Origin of the sequence: Agarivorans sp. QJM3NY_29 (genome assembly GCF_050870835.2) — a bacterium.
Classification (GTDB): domain Bacteria; phylum Pseudomonadota; class Gammaproteobacteria; order Enterobacterales; family Celerinatantimonadaceae; genus Agarivorans.
Genome location: NZ_CP194036.2, coordinates 413,111 through 434,197, shown reverse-complemented (window position 1 = coordinate 434,197; position 21,087 = coordinate 413,111). Strand labels below are relative to the sequence as shown.

Annotated in this window: 24 protein-coding genes; 13 read left to right on the top strand and 11 right to left on the bottom strand. The window is 44.5% G+C overall.

The annotated features are described in order from the left end of the window. Positions 1-15 precede the first annotated feature (15 nt). Positions 16-897, bottom strand: coding sequence for an N-carbamoylputrescine amidase (aguB, locus tag ACRRS0_RS01985; RefSeq protein WP_432454876.1), 882 nt, complete (start codon positions 895-897; stop codon positions 16-18). A gap of 104 nt (positions 898-1,001) precedes the next feature. Between aguB and ACRRS0_RS01980 the strand changes: the two genes are divergently transcribed. The 3 genes from ACRRS0_RS01980 (at position 1,002) to ACRRS0_RS01970 (ending at position 5,030) form a co-directional block, all read left to right on the top strand. Then, on the top strand, positions 1,002-1,895 hold the full coding sequence (locus ACRRS0_RS01980) for a LysR family transcriptional regulator (RefSeq protein ID WP_432454877.1): 894 nt from the start codon (positions 1,002-1,004) through the stop codon (positions 1,893-1,895). Between the two features lie 287 nt (positions 1,896-2,182). Further along, positions 2,183-2,770: a class I SAM-dependent methyltransferase gene (locus ACRRS0_RS01975; protein ID WP_432454878.1), complete on the top strand. Its 588-nt coding sequence runs from the start codon at positions 2,183-2,185 to the stop codon at positions 2,768-2,770. 712 nt (positions 2,771-3,482) lie between these two features. Then, positions 3,483-5,030, top strand: coding sequence for an amidase (locus ACRRS0_RS01970; protein ID WP_432454879.1), 1,548 nt, complete (start codon positions 3,483-3,485; stop codon positions 5,028-5,030). Between the two features lie 339 nt (positions 5,031-5,369). On the opposite strand, the gene ACRRS0_RS01965 is transcribed toward ACRRS0_RS01970, so the two are convergent. Then, entirely contained in the window at positions 5,370-6,113 is a 744-nt protein-coding gene (locus ACRRS0_RS01965; protein WP_432454880.1) for an SDR family oxidoreductase, read from the bottom strand. Positions 6,114-6,206: 93 nt separating this feature from the next. On the opposite strand from ACRRS0_RS01965, the gene ACRRS0_RS01960 reads away from it, so the two are divergent. After that, entirely contained in the window at positions 6,207-7,109 is a 903-nt protein-coding gene (locus tag ACRRS0_RS01960; RefSeq protein ID WP_432454881.1) for an AraC family transcriptional regulator, read from the top strand. 66 nt (positions 7,110-7,175) lie between these two features. On the opposite strand, the gene ACRRS0_RS01955 is transcribed toward ACRRS0_RS01960, so the two are convergent. Continuing rightward, complete coding sequence (locus ACRRS0_RS01955; protein ID WP_432454882.1) at positions 7,176-7,814, bottom strand: TetR/AcrR family transcriptional regulator; 639 nt, start codon at positions 7,812-7,814, stop codon at positions 7,176-7,178. A 62-nt stretch (positions 7,815-7,876) separates the two neighbouring features. Between ACRRS0_RS01955 and ACRRS0_RS01950 the strand changes: the two genes are divergently transcribed. Together ACRRS0_RS01950 and ACRRS0_RS01945 are read left to right on the top strand one after the other, a co-directional pair. Further along, positions 7,877-8,341, top strand: a complete 465-nt coding sequence (locus ACRRS0_RS01950) for a nuclear transport factor 2 family protein (RefSeq protein ID WP_432454883.1) — start codon at positions 7,877-7,879, stop codon at positions 8,339-8,341. Then, a complete protein-coding gene (locus ACRRS0_RS01945; RefSeq protein WP_432454884.1) occupies positions 8,331-9,188 on the top strand; it encodes an ergot alkaloid biosynthesis protein in 858 nt (285 codons plus the stop codon). The genes ACRRS0_RS01950 and ACRRS0_RS01945 overlap by 11 nt, the downstream gene beginning before the upstream one ends. Positions 9,189-9,414: 226 nt before the next feature. Here ACRRS0_RS01945 and ACRRS0_RS01940 read toward each other — a convergent pair whose 3' ends face one another. From ACRRS0_RS01940 to rlmF, 3 genes are all read right to left on the bottom strand, one after another. Continuing rightward, on the bottom strand, positions 9,415-9,630 hold the full coding sequence (locus ACRRS0_RS01940; protein ID WP_432454885.1) for a DsbA family protein: 216 nt from the start codon (positions 9,628-9,630) through the stop codon (positions 9,415-9,417). Between the two features lie 315 nt (positions 9,631-9,945). After that, entirely contained in the window at positions 9,946-10,836 is an 891-nt protein-coding gene (locus ACRRS0_RS01935) for a PA4780 family RIO1-like protein kinase (RefSeq protein ID WP_432454886.1), read from the bottom strand. Positions 10,837-10,905: 69 nt separating this feature from the next. Further along, the gene (gene rlmF, locus ACRRS0_RS01930) at positions 10,906-11,868 is read right to left on the bottom strand and encodes a 23S rRNA (adenine(1618)-N(6))-methyltransferase RlmF (protein ID WP_432454887.1); all 963 of its coding nucleotides are present in this window, start codon (positions 11,866-11,868) and stop codon (positions 10,906-10,908) included. A gap of 274 nt (positions 11,869-12,142) precedes the next feature. On the opposite strand from rlmF, the gene ACRRS0_RS01925 reads away from it, so the two are divergent. Further along, positions 12,143-12,781 carry a hypothetical protein gene (locus tag ACRRS0_RS01925; RefSeq protein WP_432454888.1) on the top strand — a complete coding sequence of 213 codons (639 nt, stop codon included), beginning with the start codon at positions 12,143-12,145 and terminating at the stop codon, positions 12,779-12,781. A 322-nt stretch (positions 12,782-13,103) separates the two neighbouring features. Here the strand turns inward: ACRRS0_RS01925 and ACRRS0_RS01920 are convergent, their stop codons facing one another. From ACRRS0_RS01920 to ACRRS0_RS01910, 3 genes are read right to left on the bottom strand one after another with little or no spacing between them, the layout of a single operon-like run. Further along, complete coding sequence (locus ACRRS0_RS01920) at positions 13,104-13,550, bottom strand: DMT family transporter (RefSeq protein WP_432454890.1); 447 nt, start codon at positions 13,548-13,550, stop codon at positions 13,104-13,106. Between the two features lie 28 nt (positions 13,551-13,578). After that, positions 13,579-14,109: a GNAT family N-acetyltransferase gene (locus ACRRS0_RS01915; RefSeq protein ID WP_432454892.1), complete on the bottom strand. Its 531-nt coding sequence runs from the start codon at positions 14,107-14,109 to the stop codon at positions 13,579-13,581. Beyond that, a complete protein-coding gene (locus tag ACRRS0_RS01910; RefSeq protein WP_432454893.1) occupies positions 14,096-14,695 on the bottom strand; it encodes a helix-turn-helix domain-containing protein in 600 nt (199 codons plus the stop codon). The genes ACRRS0_RS01915 and ACRRS0_RS01910 overlap by 14 nt, the downstream gene beginning before the upstream one ends. A gap of 272 nt (positions 14,696-14,967) precedes the next feature. On the opposite strand from ACRRS0_RS01910, the gene ACRRS0_RS01905 reads away from it, so the two are divergent. The 4 genes from ACRRS0_RS01905 to ACRRS0_RS01890 all read left to right on the top strand — a co-directional run bounded on the left by ACRRS0_RS01905 (position 14,968) and on the right by ACRRS0_RS01890 (position 16,929). Continuing rightward, positions 14,968-15,504, top strand: coding sequence for an MOSC domain-containing protein (locus ACRRS0_RS01905; RefSeq protein WP_432454894.1), 537 nt, complete (start codon positions 14,968-14,970; stop codon positions 15,502-15,504). A 36-nt stretch (positions 15,505-15,540) separates the two neighbouring features. Beyond that, positions 15,541-15,858 carry a hypothetical protein gene (locus tag ACRRS0_RS01900; RefSeq protein WP_432454896.1) on the top strand — a complete coding sequence of 106 codons (318 nt, stop codon included), beginning with the start codon at positions 15,541-15,543 and terminating at the stop codon, positions 15,856-15,858. A gap of 544 nt (positions 15,859-16,402) precedes the next feature. Next, positions 16,403-16,702, top strand: coding sequence for a hypothetical protein (locus tag ACRRS0_RS01895; protein ID WP_432454897.1), 300 nt, complete (start codon positions 16,403-16,405; stop codon positions 16,700-16,702). 23 nt (positions 16,703-16,725) lie between these two features. After that, positions 16,726-16,929, top strand: coding sequence for a GNAT family N-acetyltransferase (locus ACRRS0_RS01890; protein ID WP_432454898.1), 204 nt, complete (start codon positions 16,726-16,728; stop codon positions 16,927-16,929). A 41-nt stretch (positions 16,930-16,970) separates the two neighbouring features. Here the strand turns inward: ACRRS0_RS01890 and ACRRS0_RS01885 are convergent, their stop codons facing one another. Then, on the bottom strand, positions 16,971-17,774 hold the full coding sequence (locus ACRRS0_RS01885; protein WP_432454899.1) for an acyl-CoA thioesterase: 804 nt from the start codon (positions 17,772-17,774) through the stop codon (positions 16,971-16,973). 171 nt (positions 17,775-17,945) lie between these two features. Here ACRRS0_RS01885 and ACRRS0_RS01880 point away from each other — a divergent pair, with 171 nt between their 5' ends. Next, positions 17,946-18,209 carry a hypothetical protein gene (locus ACRRS0_RS01880; protein ID WP_432454900.1) on the top strand — a complete coding sequence of 88 codons (264 nt, stop codon included), beginning with the start codon at positions 17,946-17,948 and terminating at the stop codon, positions 18,207-18,209. A gap of 300 nt (positions 18,210-18,509) precedes the next feature. Further along, a complete protein-coding gene (locus ACRRS0_RS01875; protein ID WP_432454902.1) occupies positions 18,510-20,372 on the top strand; it encodes a choice-of-anchor I family protein in 1,863 nt (620 codons plus the stop codon). Between the two features lie 57 nt (positions 20,373-20,429). On the opposite strand, the gene ACRRS0_RS01870 is transcribed toward ACRRS0_RS01875, so the two are convergent. After that, positions 20,430-21,068, bottom strand: a complete 639-nt coding sequence (locus ACRRS0_RS01870; RefSeq protein ID WP_432454903.1) for an NAD(P)-dependent oxidoreductase — start codon at positions 21,066-21,068, stop codon at positions 20,430-20,432. Positions 21,069-21,087: the final 19 nt, after the last annotated feature.

Genomic DNA, 21,087 nt, shown 5'->3' with positions numbered 1-21,087 from the left:
CATCACCATTTAAAATTATTTGTTTAAGCGACCATCAAGGGTAAGTAGATGTGGATACTGCTCGGGACGACGATCTCTAAACAAGCCCCAGGCGCTACGCTGAAATGCAATAGCGTCCAGATCAAACTGATGCACCAACACCGTTTCAGTTTCACGATCGGCCTTAACGACAATTTCGCCAGTCTCGTCGGCAATAAACGAAGAGCCATAGAAAGTCAGTGCTAAATCGCGTGATGTCGCTTGCTCGCGACCAATTCGATTCGATGCAATCACCGGAACTTGGTTGGCCGCAGCGTGGCCCTGCATCACCCGTTGCCAATGGCTTTGCGAATCCATCTCTGGTTGGCTGGGTTCACTGCCAATTGCGGTAGGAAATAAGAGCAGTTCAGCCCCTTGCAGCGCTAAACTTCTCGCGGTTTCTGGAAACCACTGATCCCAGCAAATCCCCACCCCGATTTTTGCGTAGCGAGTGTGCCAGACCTTAAAGCCTGTATCTCCCGGGCTAAAATAGTACTTTTCCAAATATCCATCACTGTCTGGAATATGGGTTTTGCGATAAATACCAAGCAAACTGCCGTCGGCATCGATCATGGCCACCGAGTTAAAACGCACGTTGCCGGCGCTTTCAAACCAACTAAAAGGCAATACCACCTGTAACTCTTTAGCGAGCGCGGTTAAACGCTGAAAGGCCAGATTATCTTCAAGCTCGGAGGCCAGACCCAAATGTGATTCTTGGATCTCGATACAAAAATAAGGGGTTTCAAACAGCTCTTGTAACAAGATAATTTGTGCGCCCTGCGCGGCGGCCTGGCGAACTAAACGCTCGGCTTTATCAATATTATCGTTCACTTGCCAGGAACAAGACATTTGTGTTGCGGCGACGCTTACCTTTCTCATCAACTATCCAACCTCAGTGCTTAAAACAGAGACACATTGTCTACTTGATTTGGTTATAATAAAAATGCATTTTTTTCATTTCTATATGAGAGAGTTCGATAACGATGGATATCGACATTAATCAACTTCGCCTACTGGTGGTACTACACCGAGAACGCAACTTATCCAAAGCCGCCCAGAAACTGTATATGAGCCAATCGGCCGCCAGTCACGTGCTGGCAAAATTACGCAAGCGCTTTAACAACCCACTGTTTATTAAAACCCAAAGCGGCATGGAGCCCACCCCACTCGCCTTATCACTAATGCCCAATATTCAAAAAGGCTTGAGGGCGATTGATACGGCCTTCGATCAAATGAAGCCATTTGATCCGCAACTGGATGCCAAAACTTTTTATATCAGTGCCATTGATTACTTCGAATTTTTTGCGCTACCACGACTCACTCAAATGCTGGAGCGCAATGCACCAAACATCCGGATCGCGATTGATATTCTTTCGGAAAACACCCAGATGGAACGTATTGAGCAGGGCCGTATCGATCTCATCTTAGGCGTCGACGAGCTGCAAGATATGCCGCGTTATTATCGCCGTTACCCTTGGCTGAGCGACCCCTATGTTGGCTTGGTGGCGCAGCAAAGCCGCTTCCCCGAACAGTTCAATCTAAAGACTTTTGTGCAAACACCTCAAGTTCACTTACCCTTAATCAATTCCGGTGCCGATCCCATCGACCGTTGGTTACTCAAACAACATCAGGCTCGCCAGATTGCCACCACCATCCAAAGTTATGCCGCTGGCGCCAAGGTGATTGCCAACACCCATTACCTAATGTGTGTACCGTTGCGAATCGCCCAGGAGCTTGCCACAATGCTACCAGTTCGAATCGTGCAACTGCCCGCCGACCTACCCAATTTGTCGCTGAGCATCTTCACTCATCAACTGTATGACAGCCAAGACAGCCTGCAATGGTTAATCAAACAAATCCAAAAGTGCGCCGAATAACAGGACTCACCCCCTAGTTTTTCCATCGTTTAAGGCTTAAAAAAACGATCATTGCAAACTGTGTTCATGCCATTCCTTGTTGCCACCAGCCATCGTATCCTTTGTTTATGACTCGATTATCAAGTTGTGTCTATCGTGCTGAAATGGCTAAAAAGGAGTGATATGGTGTTGAACAATCAATGGGACAAAGGGGGGAGATTATCTTGTTCTAACAAGCTTAATTTTCCTTATGATAAGCTATTAGCATATAAGTAAACGAAACTTGCTTCATAAACAGAGAATTTAGTATGTGGGATAAAATATACGATACAGAAGAATATGTTTATGGGAAATTGCCGAATGACTTTCTTAAAAGTCATTACGATGCAATCCCCAAAGGAAAAGTGTTATTACTCGCTGAAGGTGAAGGAAGAAATGCAGTTTTTCTTGCCAAATTAGGATATTCGGTAACAGCGGTAGACATATCTAATGTGGCCATCGAAAAATTAGAAAGGCTAGCTAAAGAAAATAACGTAGTGATTGAAACTATTTGTGCCGATTTAGCAATATTTGATCTTGGAGAGAGTAAATGGGACGGTATTGTCTCTATATACTGTCACCTACCACCAACACTCAGGCAAGATTTATATAGTCGAATAGAATTAGCAATTAAACCTTCTGGTGTTTTTTTGCTAGAGGGTTATAGACCTGAGCAGCTAGTATATAAAACGGGGGGGCCTCCAGTAGCTTCAATGATGATTTCAAAAGAAACGTTAATAAAAGAATTACCTAACTTTTCATTTCACCACCTTGAAGCACTTGATCGAGTGGTAAATGAGGGGATTAATCACCATGGGATTGGGGCTGTAATTCAAGCAATTGGCTCACTAAAATAGCCCTATATTCGAGTCAAGGCTATGGTGTAGTAGCTCAGACCTGAGCTGACAGCGTCCCAATTTCTAGGGTGTTTTGGCAGCTTAGATTTGAGCTAAATCCTTTTCCGCCCAAATCGATTCACTCGTCCAAATGTTATTTGCCGTTATTATTAAGCGCCACCTGAGTGACGCAGCCAATGCTCGCTGAAGCGATTCGACATGTCAGTAATGAAGAATCTATTTCTGCAATATTCTGATAGTAAGCATATTAAAATATGATCTTGTATTTGGGGCCATTAATTTTGTAGGGTTTATCTGTATTGCATTAAACAATGTCGTATTCGGGTCGCAGGGCTAATATGGACATGCCTCGAAGTAATTTATAATATTCACTTTTAATCATTCCCAAAGCCACTCTTAGACTTAATTAATCGAATATGTATGCATGGCTTTTACCACGTTGACGTATATTTTATCCTCTCTATTTTTAATAGTATTCCAACAATCTAATTATTTAATAACACCAATTATTCACGCCCTTAAAAATAATGAGAAATCGATCAATTAAATATTTTCAGTGCACTAAAAAAGGGCCGAATGCACCAATAAGATCAAATGATTGCATAAAACACAATCATTTAGGATGCTATTTAATCTGTTTTGATCCTAATGTCTTGTATGGCATAGAAGATGCCTTTAAAGCTTGTCAATTTCATTTTAAGGAGTAATGAACATGAGGAAGCAAGCACTTGGCATAGCGATAGCTGCAATTCTATTTGGAGGAAATGTTTATGCCGTCGAAAATGTAGAAAACTATACCGTGACAGAAATCATTAATGACATCAAACATAAAAAAGTTACTGCTGTTGAATTAGTACAAGCATACATGGCTCGGATCGACAACATTGAAAGCTCCAAGAAAGGCTTCAATGCTATTCTCACACAAAACCCCGATGTGATTGCAGAAGCAAAGGCGCTAGATAAACTAAACGATAAATCGAGTCTTTCACTTGCTGGAGTCCCAATTTTTGTTAAAGACAATATTAATACATCTAACATGCCAACCAGTCATGGTAATGAAGCATTAAAAGAGTATCAGCCTGCCCATAACGCGGTGGCGGTTGATAGGCTTATCAAAGCAGGTGCATTGATAATGGGTAAAACAAATATGGCTGAATTTGCTATGTTTTGGGATACCTTATCGAGTGCGGGTGGAAGAACATATAATCCTCAAGATCGTACAAAAAATATTAATGGTTCAAGCGGTGGTTCTGCTGCTTCTGTTGTTGCCGGTTATGCACCAGTGGCTCTTGGTACTGAGTCGTGTGGGTCGATTACAGATGTAGCATCATTCACTTCGCTCGTTGGATATCGCCCATCTCCCGGTATAGTTCCTACCACAGGAATGGACTATAACACTCTTGGCGATACCATAGGCCCGCTAGCGAAAAACGTAATTGATGCTGCAACTGTTGTTGATGTTATGGCTGGTGAAGATCAAAAAGATGCCCTAACTCACGGTCATGCGTTGACAGAGACTTTGGTACATAGTCTAAACGATAATAAATCTTTGAAAGGGAAAGTACTCGGCTATGTTGTTGCTCCTTTCGGTGGATGGACAGCAGAGATAGCTATCACACCCGAGATCTCTGCGACAATGCAGAAAGCACGTGATGAACTTCGTGCTCGAGGCGCTATTATACAACCAATTCATATTTCATCTGATTGGTGGACAGAATACGGTTCCGGTTCTTACTGGGATGCCACCGGCAAAGAAGATTATTTCGTAAGAACCGAAGCTAAAATACCAAAAGGACTTAAAGAGCAAACAGAACCTTTTGACGTATTGAACTACGGTGACCTTATTGCGAAAAGCCCGAAAATGAATGCGATTACTAAAGACTGGTTAAGCTACAGTGATAACAAACCGCTTGATCCTAAAACCTTTAATGAAGCTGTCGAGAGTCGAGTGAAATTTTCGAAAGGTGTTGATAAAATTTACAAAGAATATGGTCTAGATGCGCTTATTTACCCTACCGTCTCTTTGCCACCTGCTGAAGTTGAAGATCCAGAAACTTTGATTGACCCTAATCAGCTAGGTACTCATTGTGGTTGGGCGAACTTTACCGGAAGACCCGTGATAAGTGTACCAGCCGGATTTTCAAATAATTTCCCTGTTGGCTTAAGCTTCCTTGGTAAGCGTTTCAAGGATGGGAAACTTTTAGGTATGGCGGCTGCGTTTGAAGAATCAACTACGCATCAAAAATTACCAGTCTTATAAATTTATGTTTAAGTTATGATTAATAAACCCGATAGTTTATAGATGAAAAAATATCCCCAATTCATAATCAAAGTTGGGGCTATATAAATAAGACGCAGTGTTCACATTGCTACGTAGCGATGACAAAACTTAAGTCTGCTTTTTAGCTGGCTTAAGTCGCCTAATCGATAAATGAGCTAATACGTTTAAGATAACTAGACCGCCAGCCAAACGCCAATAGCATCAAAGATATAAGCACCCACCCGAATAGCCGCGCCGATGCTCACTTCAGCCATTCGTATTTAGAAGAAATAACGTGACTAAGCTAAATGCGTTGCAAAACCATGTAGAAAATACGTATTAGTCGCTTAATACCATTGCTTTCGCATCCTCTCCAGCAACAATCCACATCGGACTTTTGTCATCGGTGGCAGCTTGCCAGATTGCTTCAGCGACATCTTGTGAACGGGTCACTTTTGCTTGTTTTGGCCTATTCAAAAACATTTTATTGGCTAAATCCAGGTAGGGTTCTGGGAAAGCATTTTCCATGCGAGCTTTTGCATTCGCGCCAAACCGTGTAGCGGGAGCCTGGCCTGGTATCACCAAGTTCATTCGAATATTAAAGGGCTCTAATTCAATAGCTAAGGACTCAGTAAAAGCATTTATCGCCGCTTTACTCGCTGTATAAACCGAAAGTAAAGGCAACGCTTTTAGCGTGACAGCGGAAGAAACATTAATAATCACACCCGATTTCTGTTGCCGAAACTGAGGCAAGAAGGCCTTAACCATATTGATATAGCCAAGTGTATTGGTTGTAAACAGAGTTTGAATCACTTCATCTGAGGTGCCTTCCAACGCTGCAAGCATACCGACACCCGCATTGTTAACAAGTACATCAATATAATCTACCGAATACACTAAACTTTTGATGCTCTCCATGTTAGTAACGTCCAGCGGCAATATGCTTAGTTGCCCAGACTCTGGCAAACTGTTGTCTGCAGGGTTACGCATGGTAGCGATAACTTTCCAACCTTTTGCAAGAAAGTATTTTGCAGTTTCAAGGCCAAAGCCAGATGATGCCCCTGTGATTAAGATCGTTTTCATAAAGATTCCTCAGGTGATGAATCTGTTAACTTTATAGGCTGGCGATGGCATGATACATAACGTAAAGTACACAATTCATTATCTATGGTATTTATGATGGACCCTCTCTCCAATATCGTGTCACTTTTGCAACCCCAGGCGAGCTTTTCTAAAGTGGTGCAGGCGGCAGGGTTATGGCGAATTAGGCGTGAAGATGTTAGCGACCCGTTTTACTGTGTGGTCCTAGATGGAAGCTGTGAGTTCTCACCTGATGGCGAAGCACCGATTAACTTAGTCGCTGGAGATTTTGTTCTCATTCCAGAATCGAATAGTTTTACTTTTAGCAGTCTCGATTCTCCCCCGCACAATGAAAAACACTCGGTACCAGTCGAAATTTCTCCCAACGTGTATTGGGTTGGAGAACAAGACAGTTCATTAAATGCACATGTATTAGTGGGGCATTGTAAGTTTGCTACGCGCGACTCAACAATTCTACTCGCACTTCTGCCAAAACTTGTCCATATTCGTAAAGCAGCAAGACTAACGGCACTGGTTGAGCTAGTTATAGAGGAATCTCGAGCACAGCGCCCAGGCAGAGAATATGTGTTGGCTCGTTTATTAGAAGTCCTTTTAATTGAAACATTTCGAACCAAGATGGATACGCCGAATGTTCCCGGTTTATTAGTTGGATTGGCCGATGAGCGACTAGCCGTCTCGATCCGAAAAATACACCAAGATGTGAGCCAATCATGGACCGTTGCTCAGCTAGCAAAAGAAGCCGCATTGTCTCGTTCGGTTTTTTTCAAACGGTTTCACAATGCGGTAGGATTTACACCAATGGAATACGTTATTGCATGGCGAATGGCTATTGCCAAAGGTCTGTTGCGGAGTCATTCTCACACGATGGCAGATATTGCGGAACGAATAGGCTACAAATCTGCCAGTGCTTTTAGTTCCGCTTTTAGCAAGCACACGGGACTGTCCCCATCGAAATTTGCGGCTCATAGTCTTGCTTAGCTTCGATACCGAAAGCCCAAGCGCCACTGTTCTAAGTTTCCGGCCCCTTCTTTAAGTGAATGACCGTTAGAGCTGGCTCAGCGCTTTTATACTGGCCATTAACGCGATAGTTTGGCGATCTATGTCTTTGCGAGTCATGTTTTTTCCGCTGATAATCATGCGCCAATACAGCGCAGCTGGCAGCATGTCTAATACCATTTCCCTGTCGATGCTTTCGGTGATTTCACCACGGGTAATGGCCCTGTCTAATAACTGATGACCCAATTGCCGACGAAAGTCGGATAACCCTTCAATCAATGGGGCTAGCTCACCAGAGCGCAGCCGCTCGGCGTATAGATCTGGCAAGATTCTTCGTACTAAGCGATGACGTAAACTGCGACGGAACATCAGCAAATAGGCGTGTACATCAGCTTCCAAAGAGCCGTGATCTTTTACATCGGTCAGCGCAACGGTAGCGGTTTTAATGGCCTCAGAAGCGAAGGCAAACTTCGATGGCCAGCGCCTATAAATCGCCGCTTTACCTGCACCGATACGCTTTGCTACTTTTTCAAGACTAGTGCCGGTGTAGCCATTCAGAGCCCATTCTTCAAATAAGGAAACAAACAAAGCTTCGGTTAAGTCTGTTCGCATTACGGCAGCGCCAGAAGGCTTTCGTTTATTGTTTTTATGGGTATCACTTTTTTCGTCGATACGCTTGCGTTCCATTCTTAAATCGCTCATAATTTTGGTTGATACGATAGCGTTTCAACCAAAAAAGGTAAAGTAATATGGCGAATAGTAGCGACGGTTTTTCGAGTTTGTCAGCTCTTTTAAGAGAAGGCTTGGGGGAGGCGTTAGCGCCAAACGCCGAAACACTGCTTGATATGCTGAGCGAAGATATTTTATTTGAGTTTCCTTACGCTCTGCCTGACGGTATCCACAGTGTTGAAGGAAAGACGGCATTTACGGCTTATCTACAAAAAGTAGCGGGGCTATTAACTGTTGAATCCATGTCGCTGCATCGTTCTATTCTGTCGACCGATGGTCAAAATGCCGTATTGGAATTCTCTTGTAAAGGACATGCTGATAATGAAAATGCTCGTTATGACCAAGATTATGTGTCGGTGATTGACCTTAAAGATGGTCTCATTAGTCGATACCGAGATTATTGGAACCCGCTGGTTGTGATGAATGCTTTTGGGGGCGCTGCACAAATAAATAAAATGCTAAGCGGAGGTGGCCATGGCAACTAATGTATTGGTATTAGGCGGTAAAGGAAAAACAGGCCGTTATGTCGTCGAAAAACTGACTAATCTTGGTGTATCGCATCGCATCGCGACTCGTTCTCCTCAACAGCCGAATGAGGTGGCATTTGACTGGATGCAAGCTGAGTTGGCAACGGCCACCTTTAAAGACACTCGAGCGCTTTACATTGTTGCGCCAACCAACTCCAGTGAGCATGGCACCTTGATGCTGCCTATTCTGGAGCAAGCCATTGTGCAGGGCGTGCAACGGTTTGTATTACTGAGTGCGTCGTCTTTACAAGCTGGAGGACCAATGATGGGCGAGGTTCATGCCTGGTTGATTAAGCATGCGCCAGAATGGGCAGTGTTGCGACCAACTTGGTTTATGCAGAATTTTTCTGAGCAACAGCATTTGCCAACCATTTGTGATGAACAGGCGATTTATTCGGCCACGGGCATGGGACGAGTGGGCTTTATCGATGCACAAGACATTGCCGAAGTGGCCGTAGCGGCATTGGTTGCGGAAACCGCATGGAACAACGATTTTATTCTAACAGGGCCCGACGCCATGACCTATGGTGATGTCGCGAATACCTTGAATGAGGCGCTTGATTATCCCGTGTCCCATATTAATTTGACGAGCGCTCAACTGGTAGAGCGCTTTCAACAACAAGGCATGGATCAAAACTACGCCCAAATAATGGCGAGTATGGATGCGGCTATTGCACGAGGTTCGGAAGATAAAGTAACAGATAATGTCGAGACGCTGACCGGGCGAAAACCAACTTGCTTTGCGGATTTTGTAGCGCGTGAAATCCAGCGCTGGCAGTCGCTTGCAGTAAAGAGTGACGGTTAGGGATCTTTCATCGCGCTCTTACTATAGGGGTATGTTTTAAAAGGATTATCCTTTACCAGAGTCTGTCACGAGCCCTGCCGGCCAGTCCCTTAGTATCGGAGGAATTTCGTCTTATTTGTGGAAGAGGAAGCCTTTCTGGTTTAAGCATTCAAATAAAAAACTGTCCGAGCCCCTTCTATTAGCGGGATTGCCCTGAGTGTCATGTCATAGTTATTCTAAAGCTTTTTTATTTCACATTTTCCACAATGTAGTGGTTCAACTCTTCATAAGAACTGAACTTGCCTAAATCGATGAGTTCGTTTCCAATGAAGATTGAAGGTGTAGCTCGAAGACCTAGTTCTCTAAATTGCTCCATGTTTGTTTCAACTTCCAAGAACTCCACTTGAACACCATGTTTGCTTGCAAATTCAGTCAGATTGCTCTGCTTGGCATCCGCCAACATTGACGAGCATCGCTAGAACCAAGATTAATTTTTTCATTTGAACCTCATTAACAAAAGAAACCGAAGTCTCTGGTAAGCCCCTAGTTTCGAGACACTTAACAGTTTCTCATTATATTATTTTTCGAACTGCTGAGTGACGAAGCGTTATTGCCTAAATAAGAATGCACCTCTCTGGGTGAATGCTTTGTTGTATGATTTCCAGTTAGCTATGTTGCTTTTTGCTTTACCCATAATGTGACCGGATGATTTCTGAACTTCATCCAGCTAACACGAAAGTATCTAAGCAATTTAAAAAGATGATGAATTACCACTTCTTTAATCGTCGTCGGCCCAGTTATATTTACTCTCGTCTACACCATTCTTGGCTTCGTTAATCCGTTCGCGGCGACGCAGCTCTTCTTCTCGAGCCGAGTCAATTTCTTGCATAATTGCGGCAAGGTCGGCCACCGTATCCTCTTGGGTAAACTGGCCAGTCAACTCGGTTTCAGCAGCTAATTCACCTTTTTCAAAAAGTGCCCAGATTTCTTTCGCGTACTCGGTCTTTAATAGCTCTGGCGCATATTGACCATAATAATCACGCATATTGTTGATATCCCGCGCCAGCATCCACTCTGCATTATTATTGGCGGCGGCATCCACCGCTTGAGGGAGATCGATAATCACCGGACCATACTGATCCACCAGCACATTAAACTCCGACAAATCACCATGGATCAAACCCACACATAACATGCGCACCACATAGCGCATCATCATTTCGTGATCTTCTACGGCTTGCTCCGCCGACATCATCACATCATTCAAACGCGGCGCAACATAGCCCTCGTCATCGGTCACCAACTCCATCAGCAATACCCCGTCAAAGCAGCCATAGGGTTCAGGCACCCGAACGTCCGCCGCAGCAAGCTTGTAAAGCGCATCCACTTCGGCGCTTTGCCAGACTTTTTCTTGCTGCTCACGACCAAATCCTGAGCCTTTTTCCATCGCCCGGGCACGTCGACTATTGCGCACCTTACGTCCTTCACGATAAGCGACCGCTTGCTTAAAGCTGCGTTGGCTGGCTTCTTTATAAACTTTGGCACAGCGGATCTCATTCCCACAGCGTACTACGTACACAGAGGCCTCTTTGCCGCTCATTAACTGACTTTGCACTTCGTCGACCAGACCATCATCAACTAAAGGCTGTATTCGTTTGGGTATTTTCATAGCGCCCTTATACCTTAGTTCGTCGAAGGATGGAATATCCATACCGTTTTACGCTAGTAAATAATCGACTCAGCGCGGGTTGCTCAACCAGTGGCGGTGTTGTGCGGGTGAAATAAAGCTCCAAGCCACAAAACGACTAATTTTATTACCTTGACCCATCTTGATGGTCTTCACTTGCGCCGGCTTTAATCGTTCTAACGTTTGATAAATGCCTTTTAGGTTGGACTCTTTAGAGACTAGGCTGGTAAACCACAAGCATTGCTCTGCAAAAAGTTGGCTCTCTACCAGCATGTTTTGAATAAATTTCAGCTCCCCGCCATCACACCAAAGCTCGTTACTTTGACCACCAAAATTCAAACTTTGTTGATATTTACCACGCGCCTTCAGGTTGCTTTGCTTACGCTGGCTACCACTGCGAGCCTCTGCCGCCGAACGATGAAAAGGCGGGTTACATAAGGTCAAAGCAAAACGCTCATCGGCTTGAATCATCCCCTTAAAAATAGCAGCAGGTTGGCGCTGCAAACGTAATTCTATTTGCGACACTAAATGCGGGTTTGCATCCACAATCAACCGCGCCGATTGCAATGAGGCGGCTTCGATATCACTCCCGACAAACGACCAGCCATATTCCGCACTACCTACCAAGGGGTAAACACAATTCGCCCCCACGCCAACATCTAAACAGCGCACACCGGCACCTCGCGGAATATCTCCCCCCTGACTCTGCCCGAGCAGATCAGCAAGATAATGGATATAATCAACGCGTCCGGGAATTGGCGGACAAAGGTTGTGCTTGGGAATTTGCCAGCCCTCAATATGGTAGAAATGCTTTAACAAGGCCTTGTTTAAACAGCGTACCGCTTGAGGATTAAAGAAATCGATGGACAGATCTTGGTAGGCATTTCGCGCAACAAAGGCCTTGAGCTCTGGGCAAGTTTTAATTAATGCGACAAAATCATAACGCTGGCGGTGTTGATTGCGCGGATGAAGCTGGCTTTTCACCCTTGGATGAGCTTTCTTGTTATCTCGCATCAAGCAAATCGGCCTTATCTATGTATCAAGCTCAGCATTATAAAGACAAGCAAGCTCGAAGGCTTGCCTTTCAGGCTAATAAACGCCGCAATATGTGCTCGCTGACAAGCCAGCACATGTCGAAGCCATTCATATTTGTAAAGATTTGAGAGTGACTCGCAACGCGTGGCGATTTCACTCCAATTTGAATTTTCTACAGTACAATGGTTTAGTTTGATGTTATAGCGTGGTCACACCTTAATTGGGCGTTATGCCTCAGGAGCAAGGAGAAATTATGAAACTTCTGGATTTTGATAGTCAGCTTAAGGTCCGCTTAGCTGAAATACAGAATCCGCGTCCGTTTGTATGCACTGGCAATCCACTGGAGTGTAAGGTGTTTATAGTAGGGTTTAATGCAGCCACAGAGATGAAGGCCCAGTTCTGGAATTTTTGGAGTAAGGATTATGGGTTTGATAAAAAGGTCTGGTTCGATACTTACGTTAAGGAACGTGCAGAAAAACCTTTGAAGGAAGGTAAGACTAGGCGTCTGAAGGTTAGTCGGACTAGGAGCTGTATTGAGCTTATAACGGGTGCACTACTTCCTGAACAGGCTTTAGAAACAAACTTATATATCACAGCGACGACTCGAGCTAATGAGTTGAAAAAAGAGTCAATGGATCCATCTACGTTTAGTTTTCTACTTTCAACAATTAAGCCTAAGTATCTGCTAGTTCACGGAAAGGAAGTGAAGACTTATTTTGAAAATCTAACGCAAAGTACTCTAGAGCAAAATCGTCCGAATAAAGTGATCATACACGGCGTACAATCAATAGTTTACCCAGTAAGTCATTTATCGAGGGGATGGTCAAATGAACGCTGTAAAGCTTTGGGTGCAGAACTAAGAGATTTAATCGACACGTCAGAAGAGGCATAATCGGGCAGCGAGAGTTCACGAGCCTCTAGCCCCACTATACCCTGCATACGGTTCCGCACTAGGCGTCTCACTTCGAGTAGCAAAACTTAATCCATCCATCTCGAAGCACATTGAGATGCTAGGTAAGTATTCGATAATGCGCCTGTCATTCGCGAGCCCTTAACGTTTAATAACAAAACGCTAAACTTCCTATAGGTAACTTTCAGCTCGTTGACGCCCATGCTGGGCGTACACAGCGCATCAAAATAGCCGCCTAACCGTTAGTAACGTTTTACGGTGGCTGGCTTTATTCATTGCGCATATATCTAAATTTATATGCGGATTATTTTTTGGATTGAACAATCAAAACTACGCCAGCTATAAGTAACAGCGCACCAACAATAGTGCTTATATTGTGCTTTGATGGCAAAGAAGTATAGAAGCTATCGGCGATGATGCCGAATATTAATTGACTGCCAACTAATACTGCTATTGTTGTTGCCACACCGACATGTTTGTAGCCAAAGATGCTTGAAAATACGAAAAATGAGCCTAAAACCCCAGGAAGTAAAGACATTGGGCTGATATGCCGTACTGCTTCATAAATACCTGCCATTCCATTTTTTATACACAGAATAATCAGCAATATAAATAGACCACTGATTGAATTCAGTAATAACGTAATGGTTACTGTAGATACCTTATCAGTAATTCTAACCATAATGATATTTTGAATCACCAAAGAGATACCTGCTGCGATCAAGATAAATAAAGTGGTATAAGATTGCATGGAGCATCTCCTATGTAATAGTTACTCTCTATTTTTCAGTTGGTGATGTTGGGGTATCTAATACGAGTTGATAAAAAACTAAATTCAGCCAACGGCCAAACTTGAATCCGACTTCAGGTAGAGTTCCTACATGCTGAAACCCATGTTTTTTATGTAAAGCGATACTGCCGAGGTTATCAGCATCTATACCGCCAATGATGGCGTGATAATTATTTTCTTTTGCTGATTTGATGAGCAATTCAAGTAGAATTCGGCCTAGGCCATTACCGCGGAAATCCTTATGAACATAAATAGAATGTTCAATCGAGTATTTATAAGCAGGCCGCATTCTAAAAGAACCGTAGCTAGCAAATGCCATCAATTCACCATTTAGAGATTCCAATCCAAAGACTGGATATGCACCGTTTATTTTGGTTTCAAACCATCCAATCATACTTTCCATTGAGAGTTTTTCGTACTCATACAAAGCTGTAGATGTTTCAATAGCATCATTAAATATATCTAGGATGCTTCGTGCATGCTTTTCATATGTACAGGTTATAACCTTATATTCCATCATTTGTTCTCCTTGAAAGCGGGAGGCTGGTAAGTGTAATTAAATACCTGGCTTCTGTGTTATTAGGGTTGAAGTATGTGGTGTGTTCCTTTTGTTGAAATGCTAAACAATCGCCTTCTTTGAGATGCCATGTTGAATCATCATCATATATTTCAATCTCGCCCGAGATCACCCATACCTGCTGATGTATTTCGATATGTCTGAGCATGTTTTCGAAAGTAACGCTTTGCTTTGGAGGAAAAATAATTTCGGTTAATTCAACTGGTGAAGAGGAATTTTTCGGCGTAAGTTGACGGCGAATGTAACCAGACTCTGGATCTCGCCAGGTTTTTTGCGTCTCCAAATTAGACACCGATAGAGAGTCATTGCTGGCCTTTTCTGAGTCATCAGAAAACAGTTCTGGAAGAGAGATCCCCAAGGCATCAGCCAATTTGTTTAGTACCGTTGCGGTTGGACTTGATTGACCACGTTCAATCAACGAAATCATTGATCGACTAATGCCACTTCGCTCCGCTAAGGAGTCTAGCGTTAAGTTTTGTCTCTTACGTAACCTTTTGAGTTTGGTTGAGATTAGAGAGTCTACGCTCATAAATTCCACCTTATTGAAAATAAAATCCATTAAACTAGAAAAAATAAAGCTTATCAATAAAAAACCTCAAAAATTAATAATCCATTGAAATTCACAGACCTATTTTGGTGGTATGTTGGAATTTATATGAAGAAAGAAAGTGCTCCTACAGCTCAAGAATTTCTATGCAAAATATGGTTATTCAGTAAAGAATGGTAACCGACTTGGTTTGGGAATGTGCAAATTTGTGTAATCAAAATTCTAACGATACGTGCCAGCAAAAGGATGATGTTATGAAAGTAGTATCACTATCAAAAGATGAAGGACATAATTTCTCCAAGAAAACATATGAATCATTATGCTTTCTTAAAGGGATGGGAATAGAAGGGGATGCTCATTGCGGCAAGACTGTTAAACATAGGTCGCGTGTCAAAGCTGACCCATCACAACCAAACCTTCGTCAAGTTCACTTGCTCCATTCTGAACTTTTTGTAGAACTAAGAGATAAAGGTTTTGAAATTGAAGCTGGTACCATTGGAGAAAATGTTCTAACCGAAGGCCTAGAACTCCTTTCTCTCCCAACGAACACAGTACTCAAGCTAGGTGAAAATGTTGTTCTTCGAGTCACTGGTTTAAGAAACCCTTGTGCACAACTCGATAACTATCAAAAAGGATTAACTAAAGCAGTTTTGGATAAAGATGCTGAAGGAAACTTGATAAGGAAAGCCGGCATTATGGCTACGGTGATAAAAGGTGGGATAGTCAAACTTGAAGACCAAATTACTGTTGAACTCCCAGAACCACCGCACTTGCCTCTGAAAAGAGTTTAGTGCTAACAAGTATAGGCGCTCTAAAGGGAATGTTTAATGAGCAATTTTGAACAAATTATTACTAAAGCTAAAGCGACTGACAATTATTCCCTTGAAGCATGGAAATCACGAGGGTTAAACATTTCAGTTCCTGAAGTCGTTAAGCTATTAAATGAAACTACTATCTGTTTCCTTGATAAGTTGAAATCAGTTGGCATTTTAGTTGAAGATGCAGAGCAAAGGTTTTCGGATGTAAACGATCTGGTAGATGATTTACCTTGGGATGACTTAGATACTGAAGAGAAAGAGTTCTTAGCTGATGTACTTGTTCCCTGTATCGAGAGTCTTGGCCTAGATGCATGGTCAATGTTTTAAAAAGGCCTCATCGGGTAGCCGGTAACCTCAAGCCCTCGTATGCGGCCCCGCACAGGGCGTTTCCTGAAAGTGTTTAAGATACAACGGTCGATTAGCCCCTTTGTACCCCAGTGATGGCTTCTGTTTTGGCGCCACCGTTCCTAAGTCCGGTCGGATATAAAACGAGTGAGTTAAACGTTCGCTGGTTAAGCAGACCTCCCCACTCTTTGTTTATAAGAAGTAGAACATGCACTTTCTCTTTTCTCGCACACTGCTGCATCATTTACGGTGACCATTAGATCACTTGGCTTCGTTGTCTTGTGCCAACTCGCCTCCAGCCTATGCCGCATATGATGTTTTTCATTAGCTAGCCCTCTCTTTAGATAAAAAACCTTTGGCTTTCTTCAGGCATTCCCTCACGGTAATGCCCTTGCCATTCGCGAGTTCTTAGCGTTTAATCATTACACGGTGAGCCTCCTGCAAAGGTTTTTCACTGCATTCATGCCGCTGCGAGACATACACTAGCGCATCAAAAAGGCCGTCTCTGATATTTAAGGAGTGACTCTTGTTCAGTTTAAAAGTAGATAATGATATTAAGTTGTCATTGGTTCAAAAGTCTTTTGCTCCAATATACGCTCAATTGGCCCAAGAAAATTTACCCTATCTTGAGCAGTGGTTAGTGTGGCCTCCACACTGTAAAACGGAGCAGGACTTTGCTTCGTTTATCCAAAAATCTCTTCATGATTACGCCGATGGGAAATCAATGGTCTGTGGCGTATTTTACAATGAAATACTCGTTGGTAATGTCTCCTTCAACACGATTAATCACGAATTAAAAAAGTCGACATTGGTTATTGGCTTATAGAATCCGCTCAAGGCAATGGAATTATGACTCGTGTTTGTAAAAAACTGATAGACATTGCATTTGATGAATTACAAATGCATAAAGTTGAAATATCCGCCGCTACAGAGAATTTGGCGAGTAGAGCCGTCTGTGAACGTTTAGGTCTGAAACTAGAAGGGGTTATTTCTAATGCAGAAAATCTAAATGGGCGAATCGTTGATCATGCCATTTACGCCCTTCATGCATAAATATAGTTGGGTAGCCGGAGGTAGCCTGCAGCCCCTGTCGACTAATCAAATACCGTCACCATTTGGCGGCTAATGGCGAGCAGTTCGCCATCTCGATCCCAAATATTGGCTTCACAATGCGCATACCCATCGGCAGCTTGGCGAGTCTGGGCCTGATAAGCTAACCAATCACTTGCGGCAACCGTGCGCTGTGGATGAACAAACTCCAGATTCCAAGTCATGGAACTGGCGGGAGCGCGTTGTTTCATCATCTGAATCACGGCTGGTGGCCAGGCATCGACTAAACAAATCAGATGGGCGTCACTGAAGGCTCGAGGCGGCTGTTTAAAGCGCATCCAACCATGTAAATGGGAATCCTGACTGGCGCTATAAGGTAAGCCACCCGCGGCAAGCGCCAAATCAATATGCTGCATATAACGAGGGCTCAGCCCCTCTACATCTGGTAAAATCGCTAAACGCTCAGGCAACGACAACTGGTGACCCATTTGAGAGTTTACCACCAGTCGAGAGTTGCGAGGCAGAGCGAAACTAGCTTGTTGAGTCACCGCCACCTGCCCTGCTTGAACGATTCTGGCATTGATGTGGCTAGCGTTGTTTCCTGTACGAAGTAATTCAAGTTCTATCGAAAAAGGCATATCAGCCAATAAGGGGCCAACAAAACTGGTGCTGAGAGAGCGTAATAGTCGTTGCGAATCACTCACGAGAGTTTGCATCGCATCAGACAATAGTGCGGCGGAAAGCCCACCAAATACGGTTCGCCCTTGAGTCCAGCAACTCGATATCGTCAGTGTCTTGCCCTGCGGGACTCGCTCGGCAATTTCGGCCAAGAGTCTATCAATATGCATACCATACGCCTTGTTAATATTTTGTTAAAAACAATTGTATCTGGTCGGAGGTGTGGAGGCAATCCTCGAGTGAGTGTTCGATCTAAGAGCTCGCACCCGCACTCAAAGAAGGCATTGGTTTTTCAAGATCCGGCTATGGTATAACTGACGTTCATTTTTAAGGAGCCTCAAATGCTCAAACGCCTTGGCTGGAAACTCAAACAAGCCTTCACCAGTGTCATGGTGGAGCAACAACGTGTCTGGATCATTTCGCGACATGATAGCCTCAGCCAGCAAGATATTTATCCACTGGGCGAAGCCGAACTGAAGCAACGTAGCTGGCAACAGCGCGGTTTTGATGCTGTGCATCAATCTCAAATCGAACAACTAAGGCCGGGCGCGATACTGCAAGTGTTTTGTCAACAGCATTCAATCAGCATTACCCGCGTCAAGTAATTCAAGCAAGGAAGGATGCATCACAACACCATCTCAGTAAGTTAACGCGGGTATAGCAGCGACCTTCAAGGCCAGTTAACGCCCATGCCATCGCCTTACTATCCGCAAACTCTGGGACGCTCGGTGGCTAAGTTCATCGCCAACGAGTCTGCCTTGGCTGGCCAGCCCGCCCGACGCCTGTCAAATTGATGATCCCAGAGTTCCGCTTAAAGCGGTATCCGTATCATCACTGAGCCAGAGACACAAAACTGCCACATTGCTGTCCTATGCTAAGGGTTTTCATAAATACTCGAGATCAACATGGAAGCAAACCACACGATACGGATTTACAGCAGCTTAGCCTTGCTGGTCGGTGCAAGTTTTTCTATTCAAACCGCTCAGGCAAGTGCCATTCAAAGCATCCAAGACCTAGACATAAACTGCCTCACAGAAGCAGCTTTGAGCCAAAAACAAGGTCTAAACAGCTTAAAAATGAAGCGCGTCGGCAGTCACTTTTCCGGCAGTGAGTTTGCCAGCTCGTCGGCAGAAATCGTCTCCTATGACAGCTGTCGCGATAAGCTCTATGTAGTGAATGCCAAAGATCAGAGTATTGATGTATTGCGCTTATCTGCGGAACAAAGTGCGCCCAGTAAAGACGGTAAAATTAACTTACAAGCCGCCGCCCAAAAAGCCGGGATCGCCATCGGCGATGCCAATAGCGTGGTGGCAAAAAACGGCATTGTGGCGGTCGCCATTCAAAACCAAAACAAGCAGCAAAACGGCATTATCGCGCTCTATCGCTCCGATGATTTAAGCCTGATAAATACTTACCCCGCTGGCGCTCTGCCAGACATGGTCACCATGACAGTCGATAGCCGTTATCTGCTTAGCGCCAACGAAGGCGAGCCCAATGGAGATTATTCTCAAGATCCTGAAGGTTCGGTAACCATCGTTGATCTAGCGAACGGGTTTGGCGACCAACAAGCGCAAATCCATCAAGTACGCTTTAGCGCATTTAACCAAGGTCAGGCACGGCATGGCGAACTCAAAGATGTCCGCTTGCCGAGTCCCTTTGGTGCCAGTGTCGCGCAAGATCTTGAGCCGGAATACATCGCTTTAACAGAACATGGGAAAGCGCTTGTGGCCTTGCAGGAGAACAATGCCATTGCCATCATCGATATCGCCAGTGCGCAGATCGAGTCGATTAAGGGGCTAGGGGTAAAAAGCTGGGCCAGTGTTGCAGCGGGGGGCGATGGCGCAAAACTCGATCTCAGCAACAAAGACCAACAATTTAGCCAAGCCAGCTACCCGCAGTTGGTGGGCTATTATATGCCAGACTCCATTGCCAGCTTTAACATCGATGGTCAGGATTACCTGATTACCGCCAACGAAGGCGATGGCCGAGAGTATATTTACCCCACCACCCAGCAACAATGTGAACAAGCGGGACACCAATGGGATGGCGATGACTATAAAGAGGGTGGCAAACATCAGAATGCCGAGCAATACCAGCATCATATCGATGATTGTATTTCCTATAGCGACGAAACTCGTGGCTACAAACTGAACGTCGATCCCAAGCACCCGCTAATGGATCAGGCAAGATATGGCAAAAAAGGCACCATCGCCAACAAAAAATCCATTGGTCGAATCAAGGTGGTCGCCGACAATAAAAACATCGGACCGAACGACTTGATCTATACCTTTGGTGCCCGCTCTTTTTCGATTTTTGACTTAGCCGCAAACCGGATCTTCGATAGTGGCAACCAATTATCAGACTTAGCCAACAGTCCACAGCACTGGAACGCCAGCAATGACAATCAAAGCAACGATGACCGCTCGGATGACAAGGGCGTTGAGCCCGAAGCCATCACCGTTGCCAAGATCAACGGCGCAACCATTGCCTTTATCGGTCTAGAGCGTCAAGGGGGCGTCGCCGCTTACGACATTTCCAAACCTGCGGCACCAGTGCTGTTGGATTTTGTGAATAATCGCGACTTTAACCAGCCAGTTTGTAGCCAAGTTGATCAGGATGGTGATTGTGCCAACGCCACTTATAATCCGAAGGCGGGAGATTTAGGGCCGGAGTCTATCACTTACTTCTCACGGATCGGCCAGCACTATATCGCGGTAGGGAACGAAGTTTCCGGCACCACCACGGTTTACCAACTGGCCATTGACTAATTCTTGAAGCCAATCCTGAGCGCCCAGCATTGGCTGGCGCTCAGACTTAGTTCTAGTCTAGTAAGCCACACCAATCCGTTGTTTGGGATGACGGCCACTTTCTAACTCGTCGATCACTGCAACCGCATAATCACTCACCGAAATCCGGCTATTGCCCTGTTCATCACTAAGCAGCTGCTCGCCACCGATACGATAGTCCGCTTGTTTATCGCCGGGAAAAATTTCAGCCGCAGGGCTGATGTAGGTCCAGTTAACGGAGCTGGTGGTTTGTTTAAATACTTGCAGCGCTTCGGCCTGCGCAGTGGATTCTGCTTTATATTCGGCGGGAAACTCAGGGACCGAAGCGAGAGTGACGCCGGGAGCCACTTCTAAACTGCCAGCACCGCCAACCCACAGCAAGCGCTCAACGCTGCTGTTTAGTAACTGTGCCAACAATTGCTCTGCGGTAGCGGCAACAATTTCATGGTTGCCAGCGGCTCGGCCACTAATTGAGGCCAGCAATACATCCACCCCTTCAAGCTGCTCGCTCAATTGATCTGCTGACTGCTGAATGTCAAACTGACGCACTTCATAAGCCGGGTCAGTAATTTTACCTGGCTCACGCACTAAGGCGAGCACTTGATGACCACGCTGCTTGGCTTCTGCTGCAATATGACTCCCGATCCAACCACTTGCACCTAATACTGCTACTTTCATATCAATCAGTCCTATTCTG